A 22,674-nucleotide genomic window follows, 5' to 3' on the forward strand; every position below is an offset into this window, starting at 1 on the left:
CCGACACCCGGCCGCTACGACCCGGCCTGACCACCCGTTTCACCGGGCGGAGGGCGGACGGCGGTACCCTTCTCGCGCGATACCACGTTGCGCCCGTAGCTCAGCGGATAGAGCAGGGGACTTCTAATCCCAAGGCCGCAGGTTCGAATCCTGCCGGGCGCGCAGACGATACAGCGGTGGCGGAGTCGTCGAGCGGCTCGTTGCCACCGCCGGGTTCGACTGCGCCCTTCACCGGCGCCGCGAACCGGGGTAGCCACCGCCGCACCATCGGGCTGGCCGAAGGTTGGCTCACCCGGCCAACCCGTGACCCGCCTCCACAACCAGGATCAACGTCGACCTGGCACTCCCTCGGTTGAAGTCGGTACGTCCACGGCCCTTGATCTTTTGGCCCGCTTGCTGAAAGGGTTGCGCCGGCGGTGGACCGCGAAGTCGTCCACAAGGGAGCGTTGCCGAGTCCGCGGATCTCGGCGCGCCCGAAAGTGATGGTCTTCGATTCAGTGGGCGTGCCGGCGCGAATGCTGCACCGCCAGAGCTACCGACGAAGGCCGAAGTCGGAACCGGCCGACCGGCAAAGGGGGAAACAACGTGCGAGCAAGCAATAACGGGACGGGAAGCAGGGTCGGCACCGCCAAACGGGTAGCGGTCACCCTGACCCTTGCGCTCACTTCGACCCTCGGTGTTGTCGCGGTCACCGCCTCACCAGCACAGGCGCTGCCGACGAACTGCAACGGCACCCCCGGGACCGCCACCTACGGGGTCATGTGTCGGGGTGGCACCGGCTTCTACCGTGCCTGGACCGAGTGCAAGCACGTGAGCACAGGCAACAAGAAGCACGCTTACGGCAACGGTGTGGGTATCGGGGGATACTCCAAGGCGAACTGCGGGTCCAACTACCGCATCACCAAGAACCGCGGGGTTACGAAGAGCAACTACCTGCCACCGAACTGGTAGTCACTACCGCACAGATACACCACGACCGACGATCTCCAGCGAGATGCCGGTCGTAACGCTGGATGCTGCCGGTGGCTCGGCCCGAGGATGACCACGGCGGGCGGAGCCACCGGCACGCTAGGGCAGGTCGTCCTCGGGCGAGGAGCCGCCTCGGCTCAGGAGCGCGAGTAGGCCGTGGCCGTCCTCGGTGTGGGCGTCCGGCCGCAGGTCGGGGCGGGACGGCTCGCGGTCGGTGCGAGGTGAGCGCATCAGGATCGCGGCACCTGCACCAGCCCGACGAGCACAGGCCACGTCGCGGTGCACGCTGTCGCCGACGAACCAGCAGTCGCCGATCGGCACGCCGACGGCGTCGGCCGCCAGCCAGGCCAGACGGGGGTTGGGCTTACGGAGCCCGGCCTCGTCGCTGTAGAACTCGGCCACGAACAGGTCGGACAGCCCGGCAGCGGCGAGGAAGTCCCGATGCGCCGCCCCGCAGAGCGCGTTGCTGACCACCGCCATCGGCAGACCTGCCCCGGCCGCGGCTCGCAGCGCCTCCGGGATGCCGGGACGGACCTGCCACTCCGGTCGCCACGCCCACGCGTACGCCAGTGGGGTCGCCGCCTCCTGGACCGCCGTGCGGGCAGCTTCGGGCCAGGTAACGGTGACGAAGTCTGCCCACACCTGCGCGTGTGGCAGCTCGATCGGATCGTCGGAGTTGCCGACGTCGTCGCGCCACCGCGCGTAGGCCCGGCCGCCCTCGGTCAGGTCGGCGGCGATCTGCTCGGCCGACACGGCACCGCCCATCAGGTCGAACAGCCGGCGCACCAGTGCCGGTGGTGCCGGTGGCTGTCGTGGAGCGTCGGCCAGGACACCGCCGAAGTCCAACAGGAGCGCGCGAGGTGGTCGCAGCATCCCCCCATCCTGACGCACCTCCCGCCTACAAACCCGTCCGGGAGGATCACCCGTCCCGCCTGCGTCGCTGTCAATCTTGGAAAGTTCCCGTTCGCGGAGAACGGGAACTTTCCAAGATTGGCTCGATCTGGCACCAGGCGCGGCCTCGGATGGGGAGGTCAGCTGGTTTGGCAGGGGGTGCCGTTGAGCTGGAAGTCGGTGGGGCGGTCGTTGGTGCCGGAGTAGGTGGCCTGGAAGCCGAAGCTCACCGTGCCGTTTGTCGGCAGGCTGCCGTTCCAGGCCGCGTTGCGCGCGGTCACGTTCCTGCCGGCCTGGGTGACCTGCGCGTTCCACGCGTTGGTGACCTGCTGGTTGCCGCCGAAGGACCAGGTCACGGTCCAGCCGGTCAGGGCGGCACCCCGGTTGGTGACCCGGACGTCCGCGGTGAAGCCGCTGTTCCACTGGTTGACCGTCCAGCTCACCACACAGGTGGCGGGTCCGGTGGTCGGCGGCGGTGTCGTGGGCGGGGGCGGCGTGGTGGGAGGCGGAGTTGTCGGCGGCGGCGTGGTCGGCGGCGGGGTGGTGGGAGGGGGTGTGGTGGCGTCGCGGGGCGGGAAGCGCAGGATCCGGTCGTCGGTGGCTGCCGGCGTGCCCCGGCCGTCCCGGTTGCTGGTGGTGACCCAGAGCCACCCGTCCGGGCCGTACTCGACGGTGCGCAGCCGCCCGTAGCTGCCCGCCAGTTCGGCGGTGGGGGTGCCGACGCCGCCGGACCCGTTTAGCGGCACGTTCCACAGGCGGTTTCCGCGCAGGCTGGCCACGAAGAGCCGGTTCCCGGCGATCGCCGCACCGCTCGGTGACGCCTCCGCCGGGGTCCAGGTCAGCAGCGGGTCACGGAAGCGGGGGTCGTTGGCCCTTCCCTCCACCGTGGGCCATCCGTAGTTGCTACCGGCGACGATCAGGTTGATCTCGTCCCAGGTGTTCTGACCGAACTCGGTGGCGTACAGCCTGCCCTGGGCGTCCCAGGCCAGTCCCTGCACGTGACGGTGGCCGAGGCTGTAGACCGGCGATCCGGCGATCGGGTTGTCCGACGGGACGGTGCCGTCGGGCCGGATGCGAAGGATCTTTCCGTTGCGGCTCTGCGGGTCCTGTGCTGAGGCGGTCTGTCCGGCGTCGCCGACGCCGACGTAGAGCATCCCGTCCGGTCCGAACGCGATCCGACCCCCGTTGTGAATGGCCGCGCGGTTCAGCCCGGTGAGGATCGGCTGCTGGGTCTGCGGTGCGGTGAGCCGGAACCGGGCTATCCGGTTGTCGCTCGCGGTGGTGAAGTAGACGTAGATCCAGCCGTCCTGAGCGTAGGTCGGCGACACGGCCAGGCCGAGCAGGCCGCCCTCGCTGACCGGAGTCACACCGGAGATGGTGACCACGGGTTCCGTCGGCTGACCGGGCCGGACCCGCACCACCTGCCCGGTGGGTCGCTGGGCGACCAGGGCGCTGCCGTCGGGCAGGAAGTCCATCCCCCACGGCACCTGGAGACCGGTGGCGACCGTCTCGGGCCGGGAGAAATCGAAGTCACCGACGGCGAGCAGCGCGGGTGGCGCGTCGTTGCGGGCACCGGACGGACGTTCGGCGCTCGGGACCGCGCCGGCCAGGCCGGCGAGGCCGACACTGCCGACGACCAGACCGGCGGTGAGTACGGCCCCGACCGCGAGTCGGATCTTCATGCCACCCCCTATGCATCGATGTAAGTGAATCTAGCACGATGCCACGTCGTCGCCGGAAATCGCTGGCCCGGATCAATCGCCGACCGTACGGTCACCGGCATGCGACTGCGGGAAGAACTGGCGGCCGATCACGATGCCGTCCACGAACTGCACCGGCTGGCCTTCGGTGACCATGGGGAGGTGGTGGCGGCGCTGGTGCGGGCGCTGCGGAACGACGACCCGGAAGCCCTCAGCCTGGTCGCCGAGGAGGACGACGAGGTCGTGGGGCACGTGATGTTCACCCGCAGCCTGCTCGACGCTCCGCGTCAACTCGTACCGGTGCAGGTGCTCAGCCCGGTCGCGGTCACGCCCGGCCGGCAGCGGCGCGGCATCGGTGGCGCTCTGATCAGACACGGGCTGCGCCTGCTCGACGAGCGGGGCGTGCCGGCGGTCTTCCTGGAGGGCGATCCCGGGTACTACGCCCGCCTCGGCTTCGCCGCCGCCGGCGAGCTGGGCTTCCGTCGGCCGTCGCTGCGCATTCCGGCACCCGCCTTCCAGGTGGTCAGGCTATCCGGGTACGAGCCGTGGATGACCGGGACGTTCGTCTACTCGGCCACGTTCTGGCAGCAGGACTGCGTCGGGCTACGCGAGGGGGTCAGCGGCTGAGCGTGACGGATAGGCGACCAAGGGTCGACCTCGACGTAACCCACGGTCATCGGCTCCACTGCCGTGTGTTATTCTCCGGCGTCGATCTCCGCAGCGCGGACCCGGATCGGGTCGTTTGTCGCAAAGGACGCCTTCCCGATGTCGGCCCTGCCCAACCCGATCACGTCACCTGCCACGGTGGACCGTCCGGCCGCCAGCGCGTTCGCGTTCATCTTCACCCGACTGCCGGCGCTGCTGCGGCTCTCCTGCGGCCTGTTCTGCCTCGTGGTGGCGCTCGCCGTGCGTACCCCGCCGGTACGTCCGGAGCTGCTGCTACCCGCCGTGGCGGCGCTGACCGGCTGGTCGCTCTGGTACGCGCTGCACGCCTGGCGGGACGGCGTCGGCACGCCACTCGTCGCCGTCGACGTGGCGCTCACCAGCGCCGCGTGCCTGGCGATCCCGGTCCTGGTCGCACCCGAGGTGCTGCCTGGTGAGGCCAGTTGGATCGCGGTACTGGCCAGCACCACCGTGATCAACGCTCAGGCGACCGCCCCGGCCCGCCTGTCGATTCCGGCCGGGCTGCTGGTCACCGCGGCGTACGCGACGGGTGCGCACACGGCCGGGAATTCGACCGAGGCCAGGGCGCACGCGGCCACCCTGCTCGCCCAGACCGCCTGTACGGCGATGATGACCGCGGTGATGCGCCGCCGCATCACCCGGGCGGACACCGCCTTCGTGGCCGCTCAGCGGGCCGCCCGGGACGCCATGGTCGCCCGGATCGCCCGCGAGGCGGAACGACGGCAGAACCGCGACCTGCATGACACCGTGCTGGCGACGCTCAACATGGTGGGGCAGGGCGCGGTGGACAGGTCCTCCACCGCGCTGCGCGAGCGGTGTGCCGCCGACCTGCGTACCCTCGCCGCTCTGGCGGAGGCGCGCGCGGTGCCGCACGACGTGACCGCCCGACTGGACGAGCGTCTCCGGGCCGCGATCGCCCGGCTGCCCGGCCTCCCGGTCGCCACCGACCTGCCACCGTGCACGGTGGCCGCATCTGTCGCGGAGGCCGTCGCGGAGAGCGCGTACGCCGCGCTGGCCAATGTGGTGAACCATGCCCCCGGCGCACGGGCGACCCTGCGACTGCGGCGGTACGCCGGCACCGTCACGGTCGAGGTGATCGACGACGGTCCCGGTTTCGACCCGGCCACCGTGCCGGCGCACCGGTACGGTCTGCGCGAGTCGGTACACGGCCGGATGGCGACGATCGGCGGGCGTGCCGACGTCGACTCCGCGCCCGGTCGGGGCACCCGGATCCGGCTGGAGTGGTCCGATGTCGGCTGAGCGGCTGTCGACGGACCCGGGGGCGAGCGCGACGGGGTTCCGAGCCGGCACGACCACGTACGCCGAAGGCACCGCCGCCCGTACGGCGTCCCTGCCGCAGCAGCCCCGGCCAGGCCCGGTGCCGAAGCCCGTGGCCGGGCCGGCGTCCGACGAGGTCGGTGCGGTGCGGGCCGCCGCCGCGGTGGCCCGCACCTCCGACCGGGGCGCCCGGATCGTCGCGGTCACCATCGCGCTGGTCTGGCACCTGGCCATCGGGCTGCCCGCGGTGCTCGCCGCCCGGTCGACGCTGGCCGTGCCCGGGGTGGTGCTGGGGGGCTGGTTACTCGTCGCGGCGCTCGGCGTGATCGCCGGGATCCGGCTGCTACACGACACCCCGCTGCCGGCGACGCCGCTGGCCGGCCTGCTGCTGGCAGTCGACGTGGCGGTCTTCGCCACGGTGGGCCGGGCACATCTGTTCAGCCCGGCGAACTGGGTGTGGGGCACCCTTGCCTGGTTCTTCCTGGTGGTGCTCTGGGGGCGGCCGGTGCGCCGGCTGCTGGTACTGCTGGCCGCGCACGCGGCCACCGCGCTGACCGCCGTCGTGCTGCACGGTGCGACGGGCGCCGCCGACCTGGCCCGGGCCACGATGGCCCTCTACGGCACATCGTCGCTGCCGGTGGCGGTCTTCGCCGGTGCGGCGGTGCTTGCCGCGCTGTCCCGGCAGCGCGCCGCCACGGCGGCGACCACGAACGCGATGGTGGCCGAGCGGGAAGCCGCCGAACGGGCCCGGCACGAGCGGGGCGAGCGGCTGAATCTGGTCGGTCGCGCCGCCAGCGAGGTGCTTACCGAGTTGGCCGAGGGACGGGTCGATCCGGCCGACCCGGAGGTGCAGCGCCGCTGCGTACGGGCCGCCGCCCAGTTGCGTCGCCTGATCGCCGAGTCCGACGACGTGCCCCACCCCCTGCTGCACGAGTTGCGGGCCGCTGCCGATCTGGCCGAGCGCAACGGCCTCCCGATCGACCTGGTCACAATTGGTACACCGCCACCGTTGCCGGTGCGGATTCGCCGCAGCCTGGCGGATCCGCTCACCGCCGGTCTCGCGGACGCACAGGACTGGGCCCGGTTGACCGTGGTCTCCGGCCCCGACGAGGTGGTGGTCAGTCTCGTCACACCCGACCGGGAGGGCCCGGACACCACCGGGCATCCGCCGGAGGACGACGACGGGCAGGTGGAGCACCTCTACGAACGGGACGGGAAGATCAGATGGACGCAGACGCGCTGGCACCGGTGACGCCGGGGCGGCCTGTCGGTGTGGCTATCGTGGACGACCACCCGGTAGTCATCGACGGGGTGCGCGCCTGGTTGGCCACCGAGCCCCGGCTGACCGTACTGGCCACCGGCGACGATCCGGACGAGGTTCTGCGAGCGGCACCGCAGGCCGACGTGGTCCTCCTCGACCTGCGGTTGCACGGCCGGCTGGTGCTCGACAAGCTGGCCGAGCTCAGCTCCGCCGGACGACGCGTGGTGGTCTACTCCGAGCACTCCGACCCCGCCACAATGCTCGCCGCGTTGGACGCCGGGGCGGTGGCTTTCCTGGCCAAGCACGAGGGGCGGGAGCACTGTGTGACGACGGTGCTCGATGCGGCGAGCGACCGACCGTACGTCGGGCCGGCGCTGGCCGGCGCGATGGTCGGCGATCCGCGGCCGGACCGCCCGGTGCTGTCCGACAAGGAACGTGAGGCGCTGCTGCTGTGGTTCCAGTCGATGTCGAAGGCTTCGGTGGCCCGGCGGATGCGAATCAGCGAGCACACCGTGAAGCAGTACGTCGACCGGGCGAGGATCAAGTACACGCGGGCGGGCCGACCGGCCGCCACGAAGGCGGCGCTGCTCGCCCGGGCGATTGAGGACGGACTCGTCCGACCAGAGGAAATTGGTATCTACCGGTCGCGTGCGTCGACCGATCAGCCGACCCCCTAACGGGCGTCATGACAGCGGCGGACGCCTGGGCGAGGCTCGTGGGTAGATGCCGTCCGCACCGGAGGTCGCGACGATGCACGATGACGTCTCCCCGTTCTTCATCGCACCGCACCGGTTCGACGCGGTGGACGACGGCACGGGCCCGGTGCTGGACCGGCGGCACGAGTTGGTGCCGGATTTCGGCGAGCACGTGCTCGACCGCCATCGGGTGGACGTGGCCGGATACCTTCTCGGACCCAGCGACGCCCACCGGGCCTGGGCGCTGCCCGCCCCGGTCGCCCTCACCGTCACCGATCACCGGCTGACGTACGTCGGCGCCGGCACTCAGCTCGCCCTCGTGGGCCCCGGACAGCGCGGGGCGGCCCGGCCGCCCGGGCTGGTCAGTGGGCAGATCCGCTGGCAGTGGCCGTCCCGGCTGGAATTGCTGCCTGCTGCCGGCGGCGACCCGGCGACCTTGCTGGTGGTCTGCGACGCGTTGCGTACGATCCGGCAGCCGGCACTCGCCCTGGTCGGTCCCGATGACCGGATCGACGCGCTCGCCCGACAGCTGCGCCACGCAATCGCCACGTTCCGGCTGGTCCGGCCGGAGCTGGTGGACCTGTCCCCGCCCGAGCGGGACGCGCTCGCCCGCCTGACCCGGACCGCGTCGTTGAGCGGCGCGGGGCGGGTGCTGCTGCCCGGCGCCCTGCCGGTGGAGTTCCACTCCCGGGACGACTACTACCGGCCGAGGCAGGCCGACGCGCCGCCGTACGACGCGGCGTCCGGCCAGCGGTAGGCCCCTGCAACGGTCGGACCGGTGGTCAGCGGGTCGTGGAGCGCCGGGCGTCGGCGTCGAGCGCGGCGGCCTCCTGTGGGGTAGGCGCGCTGCCACCGAGATGCGCCGGCAGCCACCACCCGTCCGCTGGCGTGGCGGGCTGGTCCGGGTACTCCCGCTGAGCCCGGTCGACAAGCGCGGTCAGTCGGATACGCAGTTCCTCGGTCATCGCGGCGGGGTCCGGGTACGCGGCCGGATCCATCGGCTCGCCGACCAGGATGGTGATCGGGGTGTGCCGGCGGGTGAGCGTACGCGGACGCCCCTTCGTCCACAGCCGCTGGGTGCCCCAGAGCGCGACCGGCAGCACCGGCACCTGCGCCTCGTGGGCCATCCGGGTGGCCCCGCTCTTGAGTTCCTTGACGGTGAAGGAGCGGCTGATCGTCGCCTCGGGGAACACACCGACCACCTCCCCAGAGCGCAGCGCCGCCACGGCGGCGGCGTACGAGTCGGCGCCGGCACGCCGGTCCACCGGGATGTGTCGCATGCCTCGCATCAAGGGCCCGGACACCCGGTGCCGGAACACCGAGTCCTTGGCCATGAAGCGGACGAGACGTCGGGACTCCAGGGCGCCCAGGCCGCAGAAGATGAAGTCGAGGTAACTCACGTGGTTGCTGGCCAGCACCGCTCCCCCGGCACGGGGAACGTGATGATCGCCCTCGACGGTGAGCTTCAGGTCGAGGACCCGGAACATCGTCTTGGCTGCGGCGATGACGGGCGGATACACGAGTTCCGGCATCCCGGAACTTTACCTTGGGTAGGTTACGCACCGGTAGGGACGGTGGTTGCCACGACCTGCCGGGGCGTGGCCGGGTCGCCCGTCGCCCGATTGGGCAACCCGGCCACGCCTGTCACCCGGCCAGCGAGTGCAGGTCGACCCGGCCACGGGCGAAGGCGTCCACCCGGCCCCAGCGGCCGGGGATGTCCAGCACCTCGATCCGGCCCATGCCGACGGGCAGTCGCGGCTCGACCGCCAGGTGCCCCTCGTGTGGCTCCAGGCCGAGCATCGTACGCAGCAACAGCAGCGGAGCCCCCGTCGACCATGCCTGCGGACTGCACGCCGTCGGGTACTCAACCGGGAACTTCGTCTGCTCACGCGGATAACCGCCGAACGCCTCCGGCAACCGGCCGTCGAAGTACCGGGCGGCGTCCAGGATGCCGTTGGCGATCATTGCGGCCTCCTCGGCGAAGCCGTACCGGCGCAGACCCCAGGCACAGAACGAGGTGTCGAAGGGCCAGACGGTGCCGTTGTGGTAGCCGATGGGGTTGTAGCGCACCTCGCCCTCGGCCAGGGTCCGCACCCCCCAGCCGGTGAACAGCCGCGGCCCGACCAGGTGGTTGGCGATCTGCTCGGCCCGGTCGTCGTCGACGATGCCGCTCCAGAGCAGGTGGCCGATGTTGGAGCTGAGCACGTCGCACTGTCGCCCGTCCGGATCGAGCGCGAGCGCGTAGTAGCCGCCGTCCTCGACCCACCAGTCCCGGTTGAACCGTTCCTTCAGGGCTGCGGCCTCCCGCTCCAGTTGGTCGGCGTACGCCGGGTCGTCCCAGAACTCACGGGCCAGCCGCGCGCCGCGCATCTTCGCGTCGTACGCGTACCCCTGCACCTCGCAGGTGGCCCGGGGAAACGGCGGCAGGGTGCCGTCGCGGTAGGAGATGGAGTCCCAGGAGTCCTTCCAGCACTGGTTCTCCAGGCCGGTGTCGGTGTTGCGCCGCTCGTACCAGATGTAGCCGTTGCCGACCAGGTCGGCGTAGTCGTCGATCCACTTGAAGGCCCGGCGGCACTCCTGCTCCAACTCCTTGACCAGCGCGCCGTCGCCGCTCCACTGCTCGTACTCGTCGAGCAGCACCACGAACAGCGGCGTGGAGTCGACCGCTCCGTAGTACGGCGAGTGCGGTTGCTCCTCGAACGCGGCGCTCTCGCCGTACCGCATCTCGTGCAGGATCCGGCCGGGGTCCTCCTCCCGGAAGTCGTCGAACCGGGTGCCCTGCAGGGCCGCGAGGATCCGTAGCGTGGTCGCGCTCAGCTGCGGTGTGAACGGCAGCGTCTGCAGACAGGTCAGGATGCTGTCCCGGCCGAACATGGTCATGAACCAGGGCAGACCGGCGGCCGGCAGGGTCTGACCGCCAAGCGACAGCGGTGAGAAGCGCAACGCCGCCAGGTCGACGATGCACTTGCGGTACGTCGCGGACAAACTGTCGTGCTCGCTGTTCACCGTCGGCGCCTTGGCGATCCACTCCTCCAGGTCGTGTTGCAGGGCGAGCCGTTCGGTGCCGTGCGTCTGCAATCCGAGACGCAGGTCCCGACCGCCCGGGCCGAGTGCCAGGGTCTGCACGTCGATGCGGGTGTCCCACTGCTCGTTCGGTTCCAGGTGGATGGAGTACGCGAAGCCGTTGCGGTCGTACCGGGCCGGCGCGGAGGACGAGATGATCGTTTCGCGCTTGAAGTTGCCGCGCCGGTAGCCCAGGCGCAGCCGGTCCGGCTCGGCCTCACAGTAGATTTCACCCTTTTTGTTGAGGATCTCGTCCTTGACCTCGAACAGGTCGGCGAAGTCGCAGCCGGCATCCATCCGGATCTCCAGGTCGACTGCCTTCTCGTCGTGGTTGAGGATGGTGATGTCCTCCCGGAAGCTCCCACCGACCGCCCGTTCCCGGATGATCGACAGTTTCGCGTCGACGTAGTGCGTGGCCAGCCCGGGCACCAGGAAGAAGCGCGACTCGTAGTACTGGAGGTCGTCGTAGGAGAGGGCGTTCAGCCGCTCACCGTTGACCGTGAGCACCCACTTGGAGAGAAAGCGGGTGTCGATGGAGAACAGCCCGGTCGGTTCGGTAGGTGTCGCCTCGATGTCCCCGGTGGCCTCGCTGACGACGAAGTTGTTGCCGTCGAGGATCCGTACGGTGTGGCTGGGTGCCATCACTTCACCCCCTTCCGGTAGCGCTGCGGTCCCCTGGCGTGCGGCGAGCTGGGGAAGATCCGTTCGACCTGCACCACCAGGCGGGCGTCACCGGTGACCGTCATGTCCCCCCGGAGCAGCGCCGCCAGCCCGTTCTCCCGGCCGGTGACCAGCTCCTCGAAGAGGGCGGGGCTGGTGCCGACCACCGTGTCGGCCTCCATGTCCTGCCGGCTGACCTGGATGTTTCCCCGGTCGATCCGCATCAGCCAGTGGGTGGTCTGCGGTCCCTCGTGCAGGTCGAAGCGCAGGGCTCCGGAAATCTTCGCCAGCAGAGGTTCGTACCCCTGCTGGTCGAGGTCCTCGAAAAACCGCGTGGTCGCGTCCGCCATCGGGCCCCTCCTCCCGGTCGCTCATGTCCCGCAGGAGGGGTCCCCGACGCCCGGTGGCTCAACCTCACCCGCTTGGGGTGAGACCGCGCGGCCCGGTGGACCCGGTAAGCGGCCACGGCGAATTGCCGGATGCGGGGGCGGACGCGCGGCACCGAACCGCGCGAAGCCGGCTCCCGATGGCTCGGGAACCGGCTTCGGTTGGTGGAGGCGATCAGTTGTTGGGATCGTCCGCGCTGATGTCGGCCAGCACCGACTGAGGCTCCCGCTCGACCGCCAGATCGCCCATGGACACCAGTCCGATCAGCCGGCCGTCCTCCACCACGGGCAGCCGCCGCACGGCGTACGTCCGCATCAGGTCGGCGGCGGCGACGGCGTCGTCGTACTGACTCACCGTAACCACGTCCTTGGTGGTGATCTGGTTCAGCCGGGTGGTGTCCGGGTCCATGCTCTCGGCCACGCCTCGGACCGTGATGTCCCGGTCCGTGACGATGCCGACCACGTTGTCTCCGTCGGTCACCACCACGTCACCGATCGCGGAGTCGCGCATCTCCTGGGCCGCCGCGACGAGCGTGGCGTTGCCGTCCATGGTCACCAACCGGGTCGTCATGAACTCTCCGACCGTTGTCATGGCGCCTCCCTCTGGGTGTCGGGCAGCCAGGGGTCTACCCGACGGCCGCAGCCAGTAACGTGGCCGGTCACCGCGCGGGTGCCGCACGCTCAGCCGCAGCTCGGTCGGCTGCCACGACCGGCGAAGGCCGGGCCCGGTGTCGGTGTGGTTCAGCCCTCGGCGGCAACCAGCTCGGCAAGCTGCACGGCGTTGAGTGCCGCGCCCTTGCGCAGGTTGTCGTTGGAGCAGAACAACGCCAGGCCGTGCTCGACGGTCTCGTCGGCGCGGATCCGGCCGACGAACGTCGGATCCTGCCCGGCCGCCCGCAACGGGGTCGGCACGTCGGAGAGCGCGACGCCGGGCGCGTCGGTGAGCAGCTCGGACGCCCGCTGCGGGCTGATCGGCCGGGCGAACCGGGCGTTGATCTGAAGCGAGTGACCGGTGAAGACCGGAACCCGTACGCAGGTGCCGGAGACCTTCAAGTCGGGGATCTCCAGGATCTTGCGGCTCTCGTTGCGAAGCTTCTGCTCCTCGTCGGTCTCCGCCGACCCGTCGTCGACGATCGAGCCGGCCAGCGGCAACACGTTGAAGGCGATCGGCTGAGCGAACGAACGGGGGGCGGGAAAGTCCACCGCGCCGCCGTCGAAGGTGAGCCCGGTGGCGGTCTCGGCCACCTTGCGGACCTGCTCGTCCAGCTCGGCGACGCCGGCCAGGCCGGCACCGGAGACCGCCTGGTAGGTGGCGACGACCAGGGCGACCAGTTCCGCCTCGGCGTGCAGCGGACGCAGCACCGGCATGGCGGCCATGGTGGTGCAGTTCGGGTTGGCGATGATGCCCTTGGGCCGGTCGGCGGCGGCGTGCGGGTTGACCTCGGCGACGACCAACGGCACCTGCGGGTCCATCCGGAACGCCGAGGAGTTGTCGATGACGACCGCACCCGCGGCGGCGACCCGAGGCGCCAACTCCTTTGCGGAACCCTTGCCGGCTGAGAAGAGCACGATGTCCAGCCCGGAGTAGTCCGCGGTGGCGGCGTCCTCGACGGTGATCTCCTCGCCGCGCCACGGCAGCGTACGCCCGGCCGAGCGCGCCGAGGCGAACAGCCTTACCTGCTCCGCCGGGAAGTTCCGCTCCGCCAGCACCTGCCGCATCACGCCACCGACCTGGCCGGTGGCTCCCACAATGCCGATCCTCATGCCCGCGAGGCTACCCAGCCCGGTGCCCGGACCGGGAATGCTTTCCCACCGCCGGGGATCCCGCCGGCCGGGCCGAGCCCGTTCGGTCCGGGACAGTCACCACCCGCCGGCCGGTTCCGCCGGAAGAACACCGCCGCACCACCGTTGCCGACCGCAGCATCTCAGCCCGGACCGCCGACGCCGCGACCGACGTCACAATCCCGGCCGATGGGCTCGTCGATCAACCCGCCGGCGGGTGGTCGATCAGCTCACCGAGACCGGTGGCCACCAGCTCATCCCTGATCACCGCGGCATCGCCCTCCACCACCAGGGTCAGCGACTCCGGACGCAGGTGCGTGGCGGCAGCCGCCGAGACCTGGGCCACCTGGGCACCGAGCAGTTCCTCCCGCAGCCGGGCGTGGTAGTCGTCCGGCAGGTCGTGCACCACAAGCGTGCTCAGCGCCCCGGCGATGGCCCGTGGGCTCTGCAACTCGACCGAGAGCTGGCCCGCCCGCCAGGACCGGGCCACCGCGAGCTCGTCCTCGGTCACCCCACCGGCCTGGGTACGCGCGATCTCCCCGACCGCCTCGACCAACGCCGGTGCGGTGACGGCCGTCTGCACTCCCGAGCTGACCGCGAACCGGCCGAACCGGCGGGACGAGGCGAAGTCGCCCCGGATGCCGTACGTGTAACCGCGCACTTCCCGGATGAGGTGGTTCAGCCGGGAGGTGAACGCTCCGCCGAGCACGGTGCCGGCAAGCGCGATCGGCACATGGTCCGGGTGCGCCCGGTGTGGTCCGGGATGGCCGAGCCGCAGCGTGGACTGCACTGATCCGGGCCGGTCGACGAGGATGATCCGCCGCTCGGCACGCACCGGCACGTCGATCGGTACGCCCCGGTCAACCGGCCCGCCGCCGGTGCCGGTGAACGCCGTGGCCGCGAGGGCGTCCAGGTCGAGCCGGTCCAGATCGCCGGCGACGACGAGAGTGCCCGGACGGATGAACCACTCCGAGTGGAAGACGGTGACGTCCTCCACGTCCAGACCGGCCACCGAGTCGGGGTCGCCGTACATCGGGCGGCCCCAACGGTTGCCGGCGCCGAACAGGTCGGCGCGCAACGCCGCGTCGGCCCGAGGTCCCGGATTCGCCCAGTCCATCCGTAGCGCGGTCACCTCGTCGTCGCGGACCCGCCGGACGTCGTCCGGGTCCAGCCTCGGGGTGCGCACCGCCTCGGCGAGCAGTTCCACCGCCGCGCCCAGCCGGCCCACCGGCACCTGCACGCTCGCCTGGAAGGTGTCCCAGTCCAGCCCGGTCACCAACTCGGTGCCGAGCGCCTCTATGGCCAGCGCGTACGCGGTGGCGTCGCGCTGGGTGGTGCCCTCCTCCAGTGCCTTGGCCAACACCCCGCCGAGTCCCTCGCGACCCACCGGTTCACGGCCGGCGCCCGCGTCCAGCAGCAGCATCGCCACGGCGAGGTTCTGGCCGGGCAGGTGCGCGGCGACGACGTCGCCACCGGCGACGGTGCGGCGGACCACCTGGGGGAAACGGTACGGGCGGGCCGCGCCCGGGCCGGGCCGGTCAGCGATCAGGGTCACTGAGGGCCGCTCACTGCTCGCGCTCACAGCTTCTCCTCGGGAAGGTAGGTCAGGGTCGCCCGGTCGTCGGCGGCGAGCGTGTCGGCCGCCACCTCGGCGATCTCCTCGGCGGTCACCGCGAGCCAGGCCGGTAACCGCTCGGACACCGTGGCCGGGTCACCGAACTGGGTGGCGTACCGGCTCAGCGCGTCCGCCCGACCGTCCACCGTGGACATCTGCCGCCACCATGCGGTGGTCAGCAATGCCTTGGCGCGGTCCAGTTCGGCGGCGGTGACCGGCACGGTCACCAGTTCGTCGACCACCTCGGCGAGCCCGGCGGCCAGCCGCTCACCGCTGACCCCCGGGCGGGCGGTCGCGGTGGCGATCAGCGGTGCCGGGGCGTGCGCCAGGTCCACCCCGTACGCCCCGACCAGATCGGGCTGGGCGATCCGTTCACCGTCGGCGAGCCGCTGGTAGAGCCGACTGCCCCGACCGCTGCCGAGCACGGTGGCCAGCACCGTCACCACGTCGTACCCGGGGCTGCCGAACGGGTGGGTGCGATGCGCGACGTACACGCGGGGCGCCGGCACCTCGGTGACCACCGTCTCCTCGGCGGGCACTCCGGTGGCCGGCACGACCCGGCCGTCGGGAGCCGGGGGGATGTCCGGCCGGGGCGGGATCCCGCCGAAGTACCGCTCGGCCAGGCTGACGACCTCGTCGACTGTGGTGTCACCGACCACGGTGAGCACGGCGTTGTTCGGCGCGTAGTACGTCCGGTGGAACGCCTGGAAGGTGGCCAGGTCGGCGGCGTTCAGATCGGCCATCGACCCGATGGTGGCGTGATGATACGGGTGACCCGGCGGATAGAGCAGCGGCAGCAGCCGCAGCCAGGCGTCCCCGTACGGCACGTTCTCGTAGCGCTGCCGCCGCTCGTTCTTGACCACGTCCCGCTGGTTGTCCAGCGTCTCCTGGGTCAGCGCCGGCACCAGCCCGCCCATCCGGTCGGCCTCCAACCAGAGCGCCAACTCAAGGTGCTCCGCCGGGACCGTCTCGAAGTAGTTGGTGCGGTCCGGGTTGGTGGTGGCGTTGAGCGAGCCGCCGGCCCCCTGGACCAGCTTCATGTGCTCGGTCTTCGCAACGTGCGTGGAGCCCTCGAACATCAGGTGCTCGAAGAGATGGGCGAAGCCGGTCTGACCGGCCGGCTCGTGCCGGGAACCCACGTCGTACCAGAGGTTGACCGCGACCGCCGGGGCGGTGCGGTCCTCGCTGACCACCACGCGCAGGCCATTGTCCAGTCGGGTCGTCGAGATCGGCCAGGGGTAACCGCTGTCGGGCATGGCACCGACGCTATCCGATCTTTCGCCCGGGCAGGCCACGGGACACCCACCGGCGAGCCGCGCCGACGGGCGGGCCCGTGCCGCGACGACCGCACGTCAGGCGGCAGTGCCGGAAGACGGCATCGACGGTACGGCCCTGGGTATGCGGAGGGCATGCCGACGATTACCTGGCCGCAGCCCGCCGTCATCACCGAACGAGCGGCCCGGGCCCTGGCCCGGCTGCGCCGGGGACGGATGCTGCACCCGGCCGGCCGGTCCTTCGCCGGCGAGGTGCTCGTCTGGGGGACGGCCGGCCCGCCGACCGGCGTCCGACTGCTCGACCGGCCCGGTCACTACCCGGCCACCGTCCGCCTCTCCAAGGGAACGCCCACCCCGGACGCCTGGCCCGACGTGCTCGGCCTGGCGGTGCGGATACACCACCAGGCCGGACGACCGTTCGATCTGCTGGTCAGCTCCAGCGCCGCCGCGCCGATGCTGCGACACCTGCCACTGCCCCGACGTCGGTTCACCGGCACGTACAGCTCGGTCATGTCGTACCGGGCCGGCCGGCGGCGGCTCTGGTTGGCTGCGCTGGCCGACCCGGAATCGCCCGACCTGGGCCACGACCTGTCCGGCCTGTCCACCGCGGTGGCGGCCGGCCGGCCCGGGCTGGTCCTCGCCGTCGCCTCCGCCGTCGGACCGTGGCGGCCGTTCGGGCAGGTCACCATCGGCGATCAGCTCAGCGCGCGGGAGGACGCCGCGCTGGCCTTCGACCCGGTGGGCAACCTCCCGGAGGAACTGCGGTTGACCGGGCCCCTGGCCTGGCTGCGCCAGCACACCTACCGAGGATCCCGTCGAGGGCGTGGTGCCAGCGCTCAGTCCGGCGGTTCGACGGGGTTGACGGTCTGATCCGACGTACGCCGCTCCAGCACCGTGTCGGGGGCGACGTTCTGGTCGGCCTCCCGGGCGTCGGACTCGGTCAGGATCGCGTCGGCCTGGGCATGCGCGTCGTCGCTGCCGGCCGCTGCCTCTTCCGGTAGCAGGTGGGCGCGGGACTCCACCCGCTCCTGGTCGCTTCGCTCGTCAGTCATGCCGCTCCTCATACCCCGCCCCCGTCTCCCGCACTCGGGGGGCGGGCAGGGCTCCTCCGCAACGACGAAGGCGCCCTGCCACGACGTCAAGCTGGGCTCAGCGGAACGGGCCACGCACCTCGTAGGTGATGCCGCCGGATGAGGAGCCGGAGGTGCCGCGCTGCGACGAGAAGTAGAACCGGGTGCCGTCCGGCGAGAAGGCCGGCCCACAGATCTCTGAGGAGGACTGCCCGGTGATCCGCAGGAACGGCGCGACCACCCCGGCGGGAGTGATGACGTTGATCTCCATGTTGCCGCCGTCCTCGGCCACGTAGAGGTCGCCCGAGCCGGCACCGGTGATGTTGTCCACCCCGGTCAGCGGCGCGGTGCCGGAGACCAGCGAGTCGTCGTACGCCAGATCGATTCGCTGGTTGACCGCGTCGTACGCCCAGACCCGGTTGTCGCCCTTGGTGGTGAACCAGCAGGTGCCGTCGTCGTACCAGCAGCCCTCGCCACCGTTGAACCGCTTGGCACCGGAGACCTGGCTGCGGGTCAGCGTCGGCGACCCGTCCGGGTCCGACACTCGCGCCCAGGTCACCGGGCCGCTGGTGGCGCTCCCCGCGACCAGCACCTCCAGGGTGCCGGCGGCAAGATTGCCCCAACTGTTCGGTCGGAACCGGTAGAAGCAGCCGTTGCTCTCGTCCTCGGTCAGGTAGATCACCCGACGGTCCGGGTCGCAGGCGGCGGCCTCGTGCTTGAACCGTCCCATCACCGCCCGCCGCACCGCGGCGGTGCCGCCCTGCGGGTACGTCTCGTAGACGTATCCGCGGCTGACCTCCTCGCAGGAGAGCCAGGTGCCCCACGGGGTGGCGCCACCGGCACAGTTCTGGTTGGTGTTGGAGAGGATCCGGTACGCCGACGCGATGCTGCCGTCGGCGTTGAAGCGCACCGCCGAGGCGCCACCGCCCGGGGTGATCTCGGAGTTCGAGACGTAGATCCAGCCGGCGCCGGCGACGAAGCAGGCACCGCCGTCGGGGGCGTCGTGCCAGGTGTACGACGTCCCGGAGACGGTCTGGCGGGACCGGGCGATCACCCGGCTGGTGAATCCGGTGGGCAGCTGGATGCCGTTGCCGTCGGCGGTCCGGAGCGAGCCGTAGGGGCTGGGGCCGGGCTGAGCGGGTGCGGCCACGGCGGCGCCCGCCCACAGGCTGCCGGAGAAGGCGGCGGCGCCACCGGCGACGGTGGCGCGCAGGACGGTACGACGATCCATCGATGACCTCCGGGTGATCCGCGTTGGGTGGCGCTGGAGTTACCGGGAGTTTCATCGGTGCCGATGAACGCGAGGCGAGGCTTTGTCGACGAGAGGATGAGCGCTCGGGCGCGGTCGGGTACGCTTACCGCCGTGACGCGCTCGTATCGATGGTTTAGCCAGCCGGCTCGCAGGCCGGTGACTTCACCATGATCTGACGTCACCGTTGTCGAGCCGGCCGGGCAGGAGCTTTCGTTCCTGCCCTTTCGCGTACGAGCAGCCGGCTCGACCCGGGCACCGGCCCCGGGTGCGGTCGGCGGAAGGATGCCCACCGTGACGACCCCGGAGAACCACCGGGTCATCGACCAGCGGATCGACCGTGTCGTACCGCTGACCACCCCAGCTCTGCTGCTGCACGAACTGCCCCTGGACGACGACCTGACGGCGGCCGTGCTGTCCGGCCGCCGGGCGGTCGGTCAGGTGCTCGACCGCACCGACGACCGGCTGCTGGTGGTCGTCGGGCCGTGCTCGGTGCACGATCCTGCCGCCGCCCTCGACTACGCGCAGCGGCTGCGCGCGGCGGCCGAGCGGGTCGATGAGGACCTGCTCGTCGTGATGCGGGTCTACTTCGAGAAGCCGCGTTCCACGGTTGGCTGGAAGGGGCTGATCAACGATCCGGGGCTGGACGGTTCCGGGGACGTCAACACGGGTCTGCGTCGAGCCCGGGCGCTGCTGCTCGACGTGCTGCGTCTCGGCCTGCCGGTGGGTTGCGAGTTCCTCGACCCGATCACCCCGCAGTACATCGCGGACACCGTCGCGTGGGGGGCGATCGGGGCGCGCACCGTGGAGAGCCAGGTGCACCGTCAGCTTGCCTCCGGGCTGTCCATGCCGATCGGCATGAAGAACCGTCCGGACGGCAGCATCGGCACCGCGGTCGACGCGATCCGGGCCGCCGGCGTGCCGCACGTCTTCCCCGGCATCGACGTCTCCGGCACGCCGGCGATCATGCACACCCGGGGCAACGCGGACGGCCACCTGGTGCTGCGGGGTGGCGGCGGCCGGCCGAACTACGACGCCGCGTCCGTGGCCGGTGCGCTGGACCTGCTGCGCGCCGCAGGGCTGCCGGAACGGCTGGTGGTGGACGCCAGCCACGCCAACAGCGGCAAGGACCACCGTAACCAGCCCGTGGTTGCCGCCGACGTGGCCGCACAGATCGCCGCCGGTCAGCGGGGCATCGTGGGGATCATGCTGGAGAGCTTCCTGGTACCGGGTCGACAGGACCTCGACCCCACCCGCGAACTCACCTACGGCCAGTCGGTCACCGACGCCTGCATCGGCTGGGACACCACCGACGAGGTGCTCGCCGAACTGGCCGCCGCCGTCCGCGCCCGCCGCGCCACCACCTCCCTCCCCACCCCCGCCTGACAGCCCCTCGCCCCCACCCCCACCGTGTTGATCATGAGGTTGGCGGCACTGCTCGATCCACGCTGCCGCCCACCTCATGATCTACGCAAAGGGGCAAGGGGGTGGGGGTGTTTTGGCGGGGTGGGGGCGGGTAGGTCACGGGGGTGAGCGATGACGTACCCGTGACCGAGGCGCCCACGGAACCGACGACGCAGGCTCGGCTACCCGAAGCCATCCTGGCCGACGTGCCCGTGGTCGACACCGCCGCGCTCGATCCGCCCACCACCGACCTGCCCGGCACGGCTGCCGCAGTCGGGGACGAGGTGGAGACCGAGGAGGTGGACACCCGTCCGCTCGACGAACTGCTCGACGACCTCTACCACGGTCAGGAGCGGATCAGTCAGGTGGACATCTACCGCCGCGCGGTCGCCGCGGAGCTGCCGGCGCAGCTGCTGTCCCGGCTCAACGCGTTGCCACAGGGCGAGTACGCGGTCGACGAGGTGACCGACCTGCTGGGTGGCTCGGCGGGCTGATCAGCCGGCCGGGACCGGCGACGAGGAGAGGAACACGATGACGCAGCGCGAGGAAGATCAGCACCCCCATCCGCCCGCGCTCGGCCAGCCGCCGGAGGGGACGGACACCCTGCCGGAACCCGACTTCGCCAACGAGCACGACCGCACCGCCGTCGACCGGGACATCATCACCGGCGCGGACGAGGACGAGCGGGAGCCGGAGTCGCCGCGCGGCTGGTCCGGAATGCAGCGCTGAACCGCGGTCCTGCCGCTGGTTGACGCCCGCGAGACGGCCAGGCAGGCAGCCCCAGGTCACCTGCCGTGCCGCCGGCAACCGGTCAGACAGCAGCGTACGACGCGGCCGACCCGTCTCCCGGGTCGGCCGCGTCGTACGTACCGTCAATCCTTCTCGTCGCCGCCCTCGGCCGCCTGCTGGGCCACCGCGTAGCCCATCTGCAGGAAGTCGGAGGCGGCCACCGCGGTCAGTGCCGTGGCGACGAGCCGGGTCAGTCGCGGCGCGAGCACCAGCCCGCCGGTGAGACCGGTGGCCACCCAGACGGCCAGGCAGAACGGGCAACTGAGCAGTTCCCCGATCGCATGGCGGGTGGAGCTGCCAGAGTCGCGTACCTGCTCCATCACCTCGCCGCTGCCGATCGGCCGGTCGTAGCGGGTGAAGGGGGCCCGCAACGGACTGGTCACCGCATCCTTGGACAGCAGTCGGCTGAGCTTGTGGGTGGCGATGGCGAGCAGCACCACGTCCGACGTGGCGGGTCGCTCGGGCACGCTCCGCCCGGTCACCTTCACCAGGCCGGCGATAGCGCCGGTCACCCCGGCGTAGGTGCCCATCGCCGCCAGGTAGCCACCGAGCGGGCGGTGCTCGTGCGGCGCGTACGCCTGGCGCAACCGCGCCACCTTCTGCTTCAAGTCGCTCACCCGGCCTCCTCTTCGGGTCACGCTACGATCCGCCGCAGTCCGGCGGGGGGTTCGATCGAGTCAGCCGGCCTGCAGGTTGTCCGCCACCTCGCGGGCAAGGCTGTTCAGCGCCTCGTCGGCGAGCCGGTCTACGTCCCCGCCACCGCCGCCGAGTTCCAGCCGGAGCCGGGAACCACCAGCGTCGACCGGCTCCACCTGTAGCTCGGCCGACCAGTCGGCGCCACGGGCCGTCCAGCGCGCCCGCAGTTGCCCGGCGTCGCCCTCCCGGGCCGGTTCACTCGACAGCAGCGGCTCCGGCAACCACGAGGAGATCCGGTCGGGGTCGGTGGCCGTGTTGAAGACGACCTCCGGGGGCGCGGACACCCCCCGTTCCGCGTACGCCATCACGCGTCCCGCAGCCGGCTCGGGTCGACCTCGCGCCCCGGGTGGCGAGCGAGGTACTCGGTCTCCAACTCGGCGGTACGCCGCAGGTGGTTGGCGAGCGCCGAGTCGGTGGCGTGACGCAGCGTGTCCAGACGGGTACGGTGCAGGCTCTGCATCTCCCGAATGAGATCCTCCTCGCCCAGCTCGGCGGGATCGATGCCGAGCATGTCGGCCTCGGGCGCGGGGGCCGGTGTCCGGTCGTCGCCCCACTCGGGAATCCGCTGCTCGGGGCTCACCTCCGTACCGCCGGCGGGAAATCCGTCCTGTCGTCCCGATGCCGTCATCTCGCCCCCTCGTCCGTCCTGGGCTGGCGTCTGTACGGTTGCCCGCCTCAGGTGTCGCCAAACCACGACGCACTACGACACCGCGTCGGAGAAGGCGGCCGGTTTCGGTACCCTCGTGGCATGAAGCGGCTCTGGACCCCGGCGTGGATCGCTCGCCACGTGGCCATGGTCGTGCTGGTGACCACCTTTCTCGGTCTCGGTTGGTGGCAGGTCAGCCGGGCCGCCGCGGGCAACGCCATCAGCTGGGGTTACGCGGTGGAGTGGCCGATCTTCGCGGGCTTCGTGGTCTTCGTCTGGTGGCGCGAGGTACGCCACGCGCTGCGCACGGAGCCGCCGACCGGGGACACGGTCGCGTCGGCGTCCGTCGGTCAGCCGGGCGAAGCCGTCGGGCCCGACGATGTGACCGCTCCCGACGCGGTCGACGCCGAGCAGCCACGGACGGGGATCCGACGTCCGGTGCGGGTTGCCCGGGTCCCCGCCGGTCCCGGCGAGGACGACGCCGACCTGGCCGCCTACAACCGCTACCTGTCATGGTTGAACGCCAATCCGGGCGCCAAGCCCGGTGACTATCCCGGCTGAG

Annotated in this window: 25 protein-coding genes and 1 tRNA gene; 12 read left to right on the forward strand and 14 right to left on the reverse strand. The window is 71.4% G+C overall.

Annotated features, from left to right (window positions below):
* The first annotated feature begins 89 nt into the window (after positions 1 to 89).
* Positions 90 to 162 (forward strand) — tRNA-Arg (locus tag Vse01_RS20060).
* A 423-nt stretch (positions 163 to 585) separates the two neighbouring features.
* The gene (locus Vse01_RS20065; RefSeq protein WP_139233245.1) at positions 586 to 951 is read left to right on the forward strand and encodes a hypothetical protein; all 366 of its coding nucleotides are present in this window, start codon (positions 586 to 588) and stop codon (positions 949 to 951) included.
* Positions 952 to 1,068: 117 nt separating this feature from the next.
* Here the strand turns inward: Vse01_RS20065 and Vse01_RS20070 are convergent, their stop codons facing one another.
* Entirely contained in the window at positions 1,069 to 1,842 is a 774-nt protein-coding gene (locus Vse01_RS20070) for an HAD family hydrolase (protein ID WP_093410464.1), read from the reverse strand.
* A gap of 158 nt (positions 1,843 to 2,000) precedes the next feature.
* Entirely contained in the window at positions 2,001 to 3,542 is a 1,542-nt protein-coding gene (locus tag Vse01_RS20075) for a PQQ-dependent sugar dehydrogenase (protein ID WP_093410466.1), read from the reverse strand.
* A 99-nt stretch (positions 3,543 to 3,641) separates the two neighbouring features.
* On the opposite strand from Vse01_RS20075, the gene Vse01_RS20080 reads away from it, so the two are divergent.
* From Vse01_RS20080 to Vse01_RS20100, 5 genes are all read left to right on the forward strand, one after another.
* On the forward strand, positions 3,642 to 4,187 hold the full coding sequence (locus Vse01_RS20080) for a GNAT family N-acetyltransferase (RefSeq protein WP_093410468.1): 546 nt from the start codon (positions 3,642 to 3,644) through the stop codon (positions 4,185 to 4,187).
* Positions 4,188 to 4,325: 138 nt separating this feature from the next.
* Complete coding sequence (locus tag Vse01_RS20085; RefSeq protein WP_093410470.1) at positions 4,326 to 5,504, forward strand: sensor histidine kinase; 1,179 nt, start codon at positions 4,326 to 4,328, stop codon at positions 5,502 to 5,504.
* The gene (locus Vse01_RS20090) at positions 5,494 to 6,774 is read left to right on the forward strand and encodes a hypothetical protein (RefSeq protein WP_232511448.1); all 1,281 of its coding nucleotides are present in this window, start codon (positions 5,494 to 5,496) and stop codon (positions 6,772 to 6,774) included. The genes Vse01_RS20085 and Vse01_RS20090 overlap by 11 nt, the downstream gene beginning before the upstream one ends.
* The gene (locus Vse01_RS20095; RefSeq protein WP_093410472.1) at positions 6,747 to 7,460 is read left to right on the forward strand and encodes a response regulator transcription factor; all 714 of its coding nucleotides are present in this window, start codon (positions 6,747 to 6,749) and stop codon (positions 7,458 to 7,460) included. The genes Vse01_RS20090 and Vse01_RS20095 overlap by 28 nt, the downstream gene beginning before the upstream one ends.
* Before the next feature lie 73 nt (positions 7,461 to 7,533).
* Positions 7,534 to 8,235 carry a hypothetical protein gene (locus Vse01_RS20100; protein ID WP_093410659.1) on the forward strand — a complete coding sequence of 234 codons (702 nt, stop codon included), beginning with the start codon at positions 7,534 to 7,536 and terminating at the stop codon, positions 8,233 to 8,235.
* A 25-nt stretch (positions 8,236 to 8,260) separates the two neighbouring features.
* Here Vse01_RS20100 and Vse01_RS20105 read toward each other — a convergent pair whose 3' ends face one another.
* From Vse01_RS20105 to Vse01_RS20135, 7 genes are all read right to left on the reverse strand, one after another.
* Positions 8,261 to 9,010: a lysophospholipid acyltransferase family protein gene (locus tag Vse01_RS20105; protein WP_093410478.1), complete on the reverse strand. Its 750-nt coding sequence runs from the start codon at positions 9,008 to 9,010 to the stop codon at positions 8,261 to 8,263.
* Between the two features lie 112 nt (positions 9,011 to 9,122).
* Entirely contained in the window at positions 9,123 to 11,183 is a 2,061-nt protein-coding gene (locus Vse01_RS20110) for an amylo-alpha-1,6-glucosidase (RefSeq protein WP_093410480.1), read from the reverse strand.
* A complete protein-coding gene (locus Vse01_RS20115) occupies positions 11,183 to 11,551 on the reverse strand; it encodes an SCP2 sterol-binding domain-containing protein (RefSeq protein ID WP_093410482.1) in 369 nt (122 codons plus the stop codon). The genes Vse01_RS20110 and Vse01_RS20115 overlap by 1 nt, the downstream gene beginning before the upstream one ends.
* 211 nt (positions 11,552 to 11,762) lie before the next feature.
* A complete protein-coding gene (locus tag Vse01_RS20120) occupies positions 11,763 to 12,179 on the reverse strand; it encodes a CBS domain-containing protein (RefSeq protein ID WP_093410484.1) in 417 nt (138 codons plus the stop codon).
* Positions 12,180 to 12,328: 149 nt separating this feature from the next.
* The gene (locus Vse01_RS20125; RefSeq protein WP_093410486.1) at positions 12,329 to 13,351 is read right to left on the reverse strand and encodes an aspartate-semialdehyde dehydrogenase; all 1,023 of its coding nucleotides are present in this window, start codon (positions 13,349 to 13,351) and stop codon (positions 12,329 to 12,331) included.
* 220 nt (positions 13,352 to 13,571) lie between these two features.
* Positions 13,572 to 14,924: a M16 family metallopeptidase gene (locus Vse01_RS20130; RefSeq protein ID WP_093410490.1), complete on the reverse strand. Its 1,353-nt coding sequence runs from the start codon at positions 14,922 to 14,924 to the stop codon at positions 13,572 to 13,574.
* Between the two features lie 23 nt (positions 14,925 to 14,947).
* Positions 14,948 to 16,240 carry a M16 family metallopeptidase gene (locus Vse01_RS20135; RefSeq protein ID WP_093410494.1) on the reverse strand — a complete coding sequence of 431 codons (1,293 nt, stop codon included), beginning with the start codon at positions 16,238 to 16,240 and terminating at the stop codon, positions 14,948 to 14,950.
* Positions 16,241 to 16,393: 153 nt separating this feature from the next.
* Here Vse01_RS20135 and Vse01_RS20140 point away from each other — a divergent pair, with 153 nt between their 5' ends.
* On the forward strand, positions 16,394 to 17,128 hold the full coding sequence (locus Vse01_RS20140) for a phosphodiesterase (protein WP_093410496.1): 735 nt from the start codon (positions 16,394 to 16,396) through the stop codon (positions 17,126 to 17,128).
* Here Vse01_RS20140 and Vse01_RS20145 read toward each other — a convergent pair.
* Complete coding sequence (locus Vse01_RS20145; protein WP_093410498.1) at positions 17,095 to 17,310, reverse strand: hypothetical protein; 216 nt, start codon at positions 17,308 to 17,310, stop codon at positions 17,095 to 17,097. The two genes, Vse01_RS20140 and Vse01_RS20145, sit on opposite strands and share 34 nt — an antisense overlap.
* Before the next feature lie 97 nt (positions 17,311 to 17,407).
* Positions 17,408 to 18,559 carry an alkaline phosphatase PhoX gene (locus Vse01_RS20150; RefSeq protein WP_093410500.1) on the reverse strand — a complete coding sequence of 384 codons (1,152 nt, stop codon included), beginning with the start codon at positions 18,557 to 18,559 and terminating at the stop codon, positions 17,408 to 17,410.
* A gap of 303 nt (positions 18,560 to 18,862) precedes the next feature.
* Here Vse01_RS20150 and Vse01_RS20155 point away from each other — a divergent pair, with 303 nt between their 5' ends.
* The 3 genes from Vse01_RS20155 (at position 18,863) to Vse01_RS20165 (ending at position 20,710) form a co-directional block, all read left to right on the forward strand.
* Positions 18,863 to 19,963: a 3-deoxy-7-phosphoheptulonate synthase gene (locus Vse01_RS20155; protein ID WP_093410502.1), complete on the forward strand. Its 1,101-nt coding sequence runs from the start codon at positions 18,863 to 18,865 to the stop codon at positions 19,961 to 19,963.
* 269 nt (positions 19,964 to 20,232) lie between these two features.
* The gene (locus Vse01_RS20160) at positions 20,233 to 20,475 is read left to right on the forward strand and encodes a hypothetical protein (RefSeq protein WP_373870692.1); all 243 of its coding nucleotides are present in this window, start codon (positions 20,233 to 20,235) and stop codon (positions 20,473 to 20,475) included.
* Between the two features lie 37 nt (positions 20,476 to 20,512).
* Positions 20,513 to 20,710 carry a hypothetical protein gene (locus Vse01_RS20165; protein WP_093410663.1) on the forward strand — a complete coding sequence of 66 codons (198 nt, stop codon included), beginning with the start codon at positions 20,513 to 20,515 and terminating at the stop codon, positions 20,708 to 20,710.
* Positions 20,711 to 20,853: 143 nt separating this feature from the next.
* Here Vse01_RS20165 and Vse01_RS20170 read toward each other — a convergent pair whose 3' ends face one another.
* Genes Vse01_RS20170 through Vse01_RS20180 form a run of 3 tightly spaced genes read right to left on the reverse strand, consistent with a single transcriptional unit; the run spans position 20,854 to position 22,094 of the window.
* The gene (locus tag Vse01_RS20170; protein WP_093410504.1) at positions 20,854 to 21,387 is read right to left on the reverse strand and encodes a DUF1360 domain-containing protein; all 534 of its coding nucleotides are present in this window, start codon (positions 21,385 to 21,387) and stop codon (positions 20,854 to 20,856) included.
* A gap of 60 nt (positions 21,388 to 21,447) precedes the next feature.
* A complete protein-coding gene (locus Vse01_RS20175) occupies positions 21,448 to 21,771 on the reverse strand; it encodes an SRPBCC family protein (protein WP_093410506.1) in 324 nt (107 codons plus the stop codon).
* The gene (locus tag Vse01_RS20180) at positions 21,771 to 22,094 is read right to left on the reverse strand and encodes a DUF6158 family protein (protein WP_093410510.1); all 324 of its coding nucleotides are present in this window, start codon (positions 22,092 to 22,094) and stop codon (positions 21,771 to 21,773) included. Before Vse01_RS20180 ends, Vse01_RS20175 begins: the two co-directional genes overlap by 1 nt.
* A gap of 120 nt (positions 22,095 to 22,214) precedes the next feature.
* Here Vse01_RS20180 and Vse01_RS20185 point away from each other — a divergent pair, with 120 nt between their 5' ends.
* Positions 22,215 to 22,673, forward strand: a complete 459-nt coding sequence (locus Vse01_RS20185) for a hypothetical protein (RefSeq protein WP_093410512.1) — start codon at positions 22,215 to 22,217, stop codon at positions 22,671 to 22,673.
* Position 22,674 lies beyond the last annotated feature (1 nt).

This window comes from Micromonospora sediminimaris, from assembly GCF_016863575.1.
Taxonomy (GTDB): Bacteria; Actinomycetota; Actinomycetes; order Mycobacteriales; family Micromonosporaceae; genus Micromonospora; species Micromonospora sediminimaris.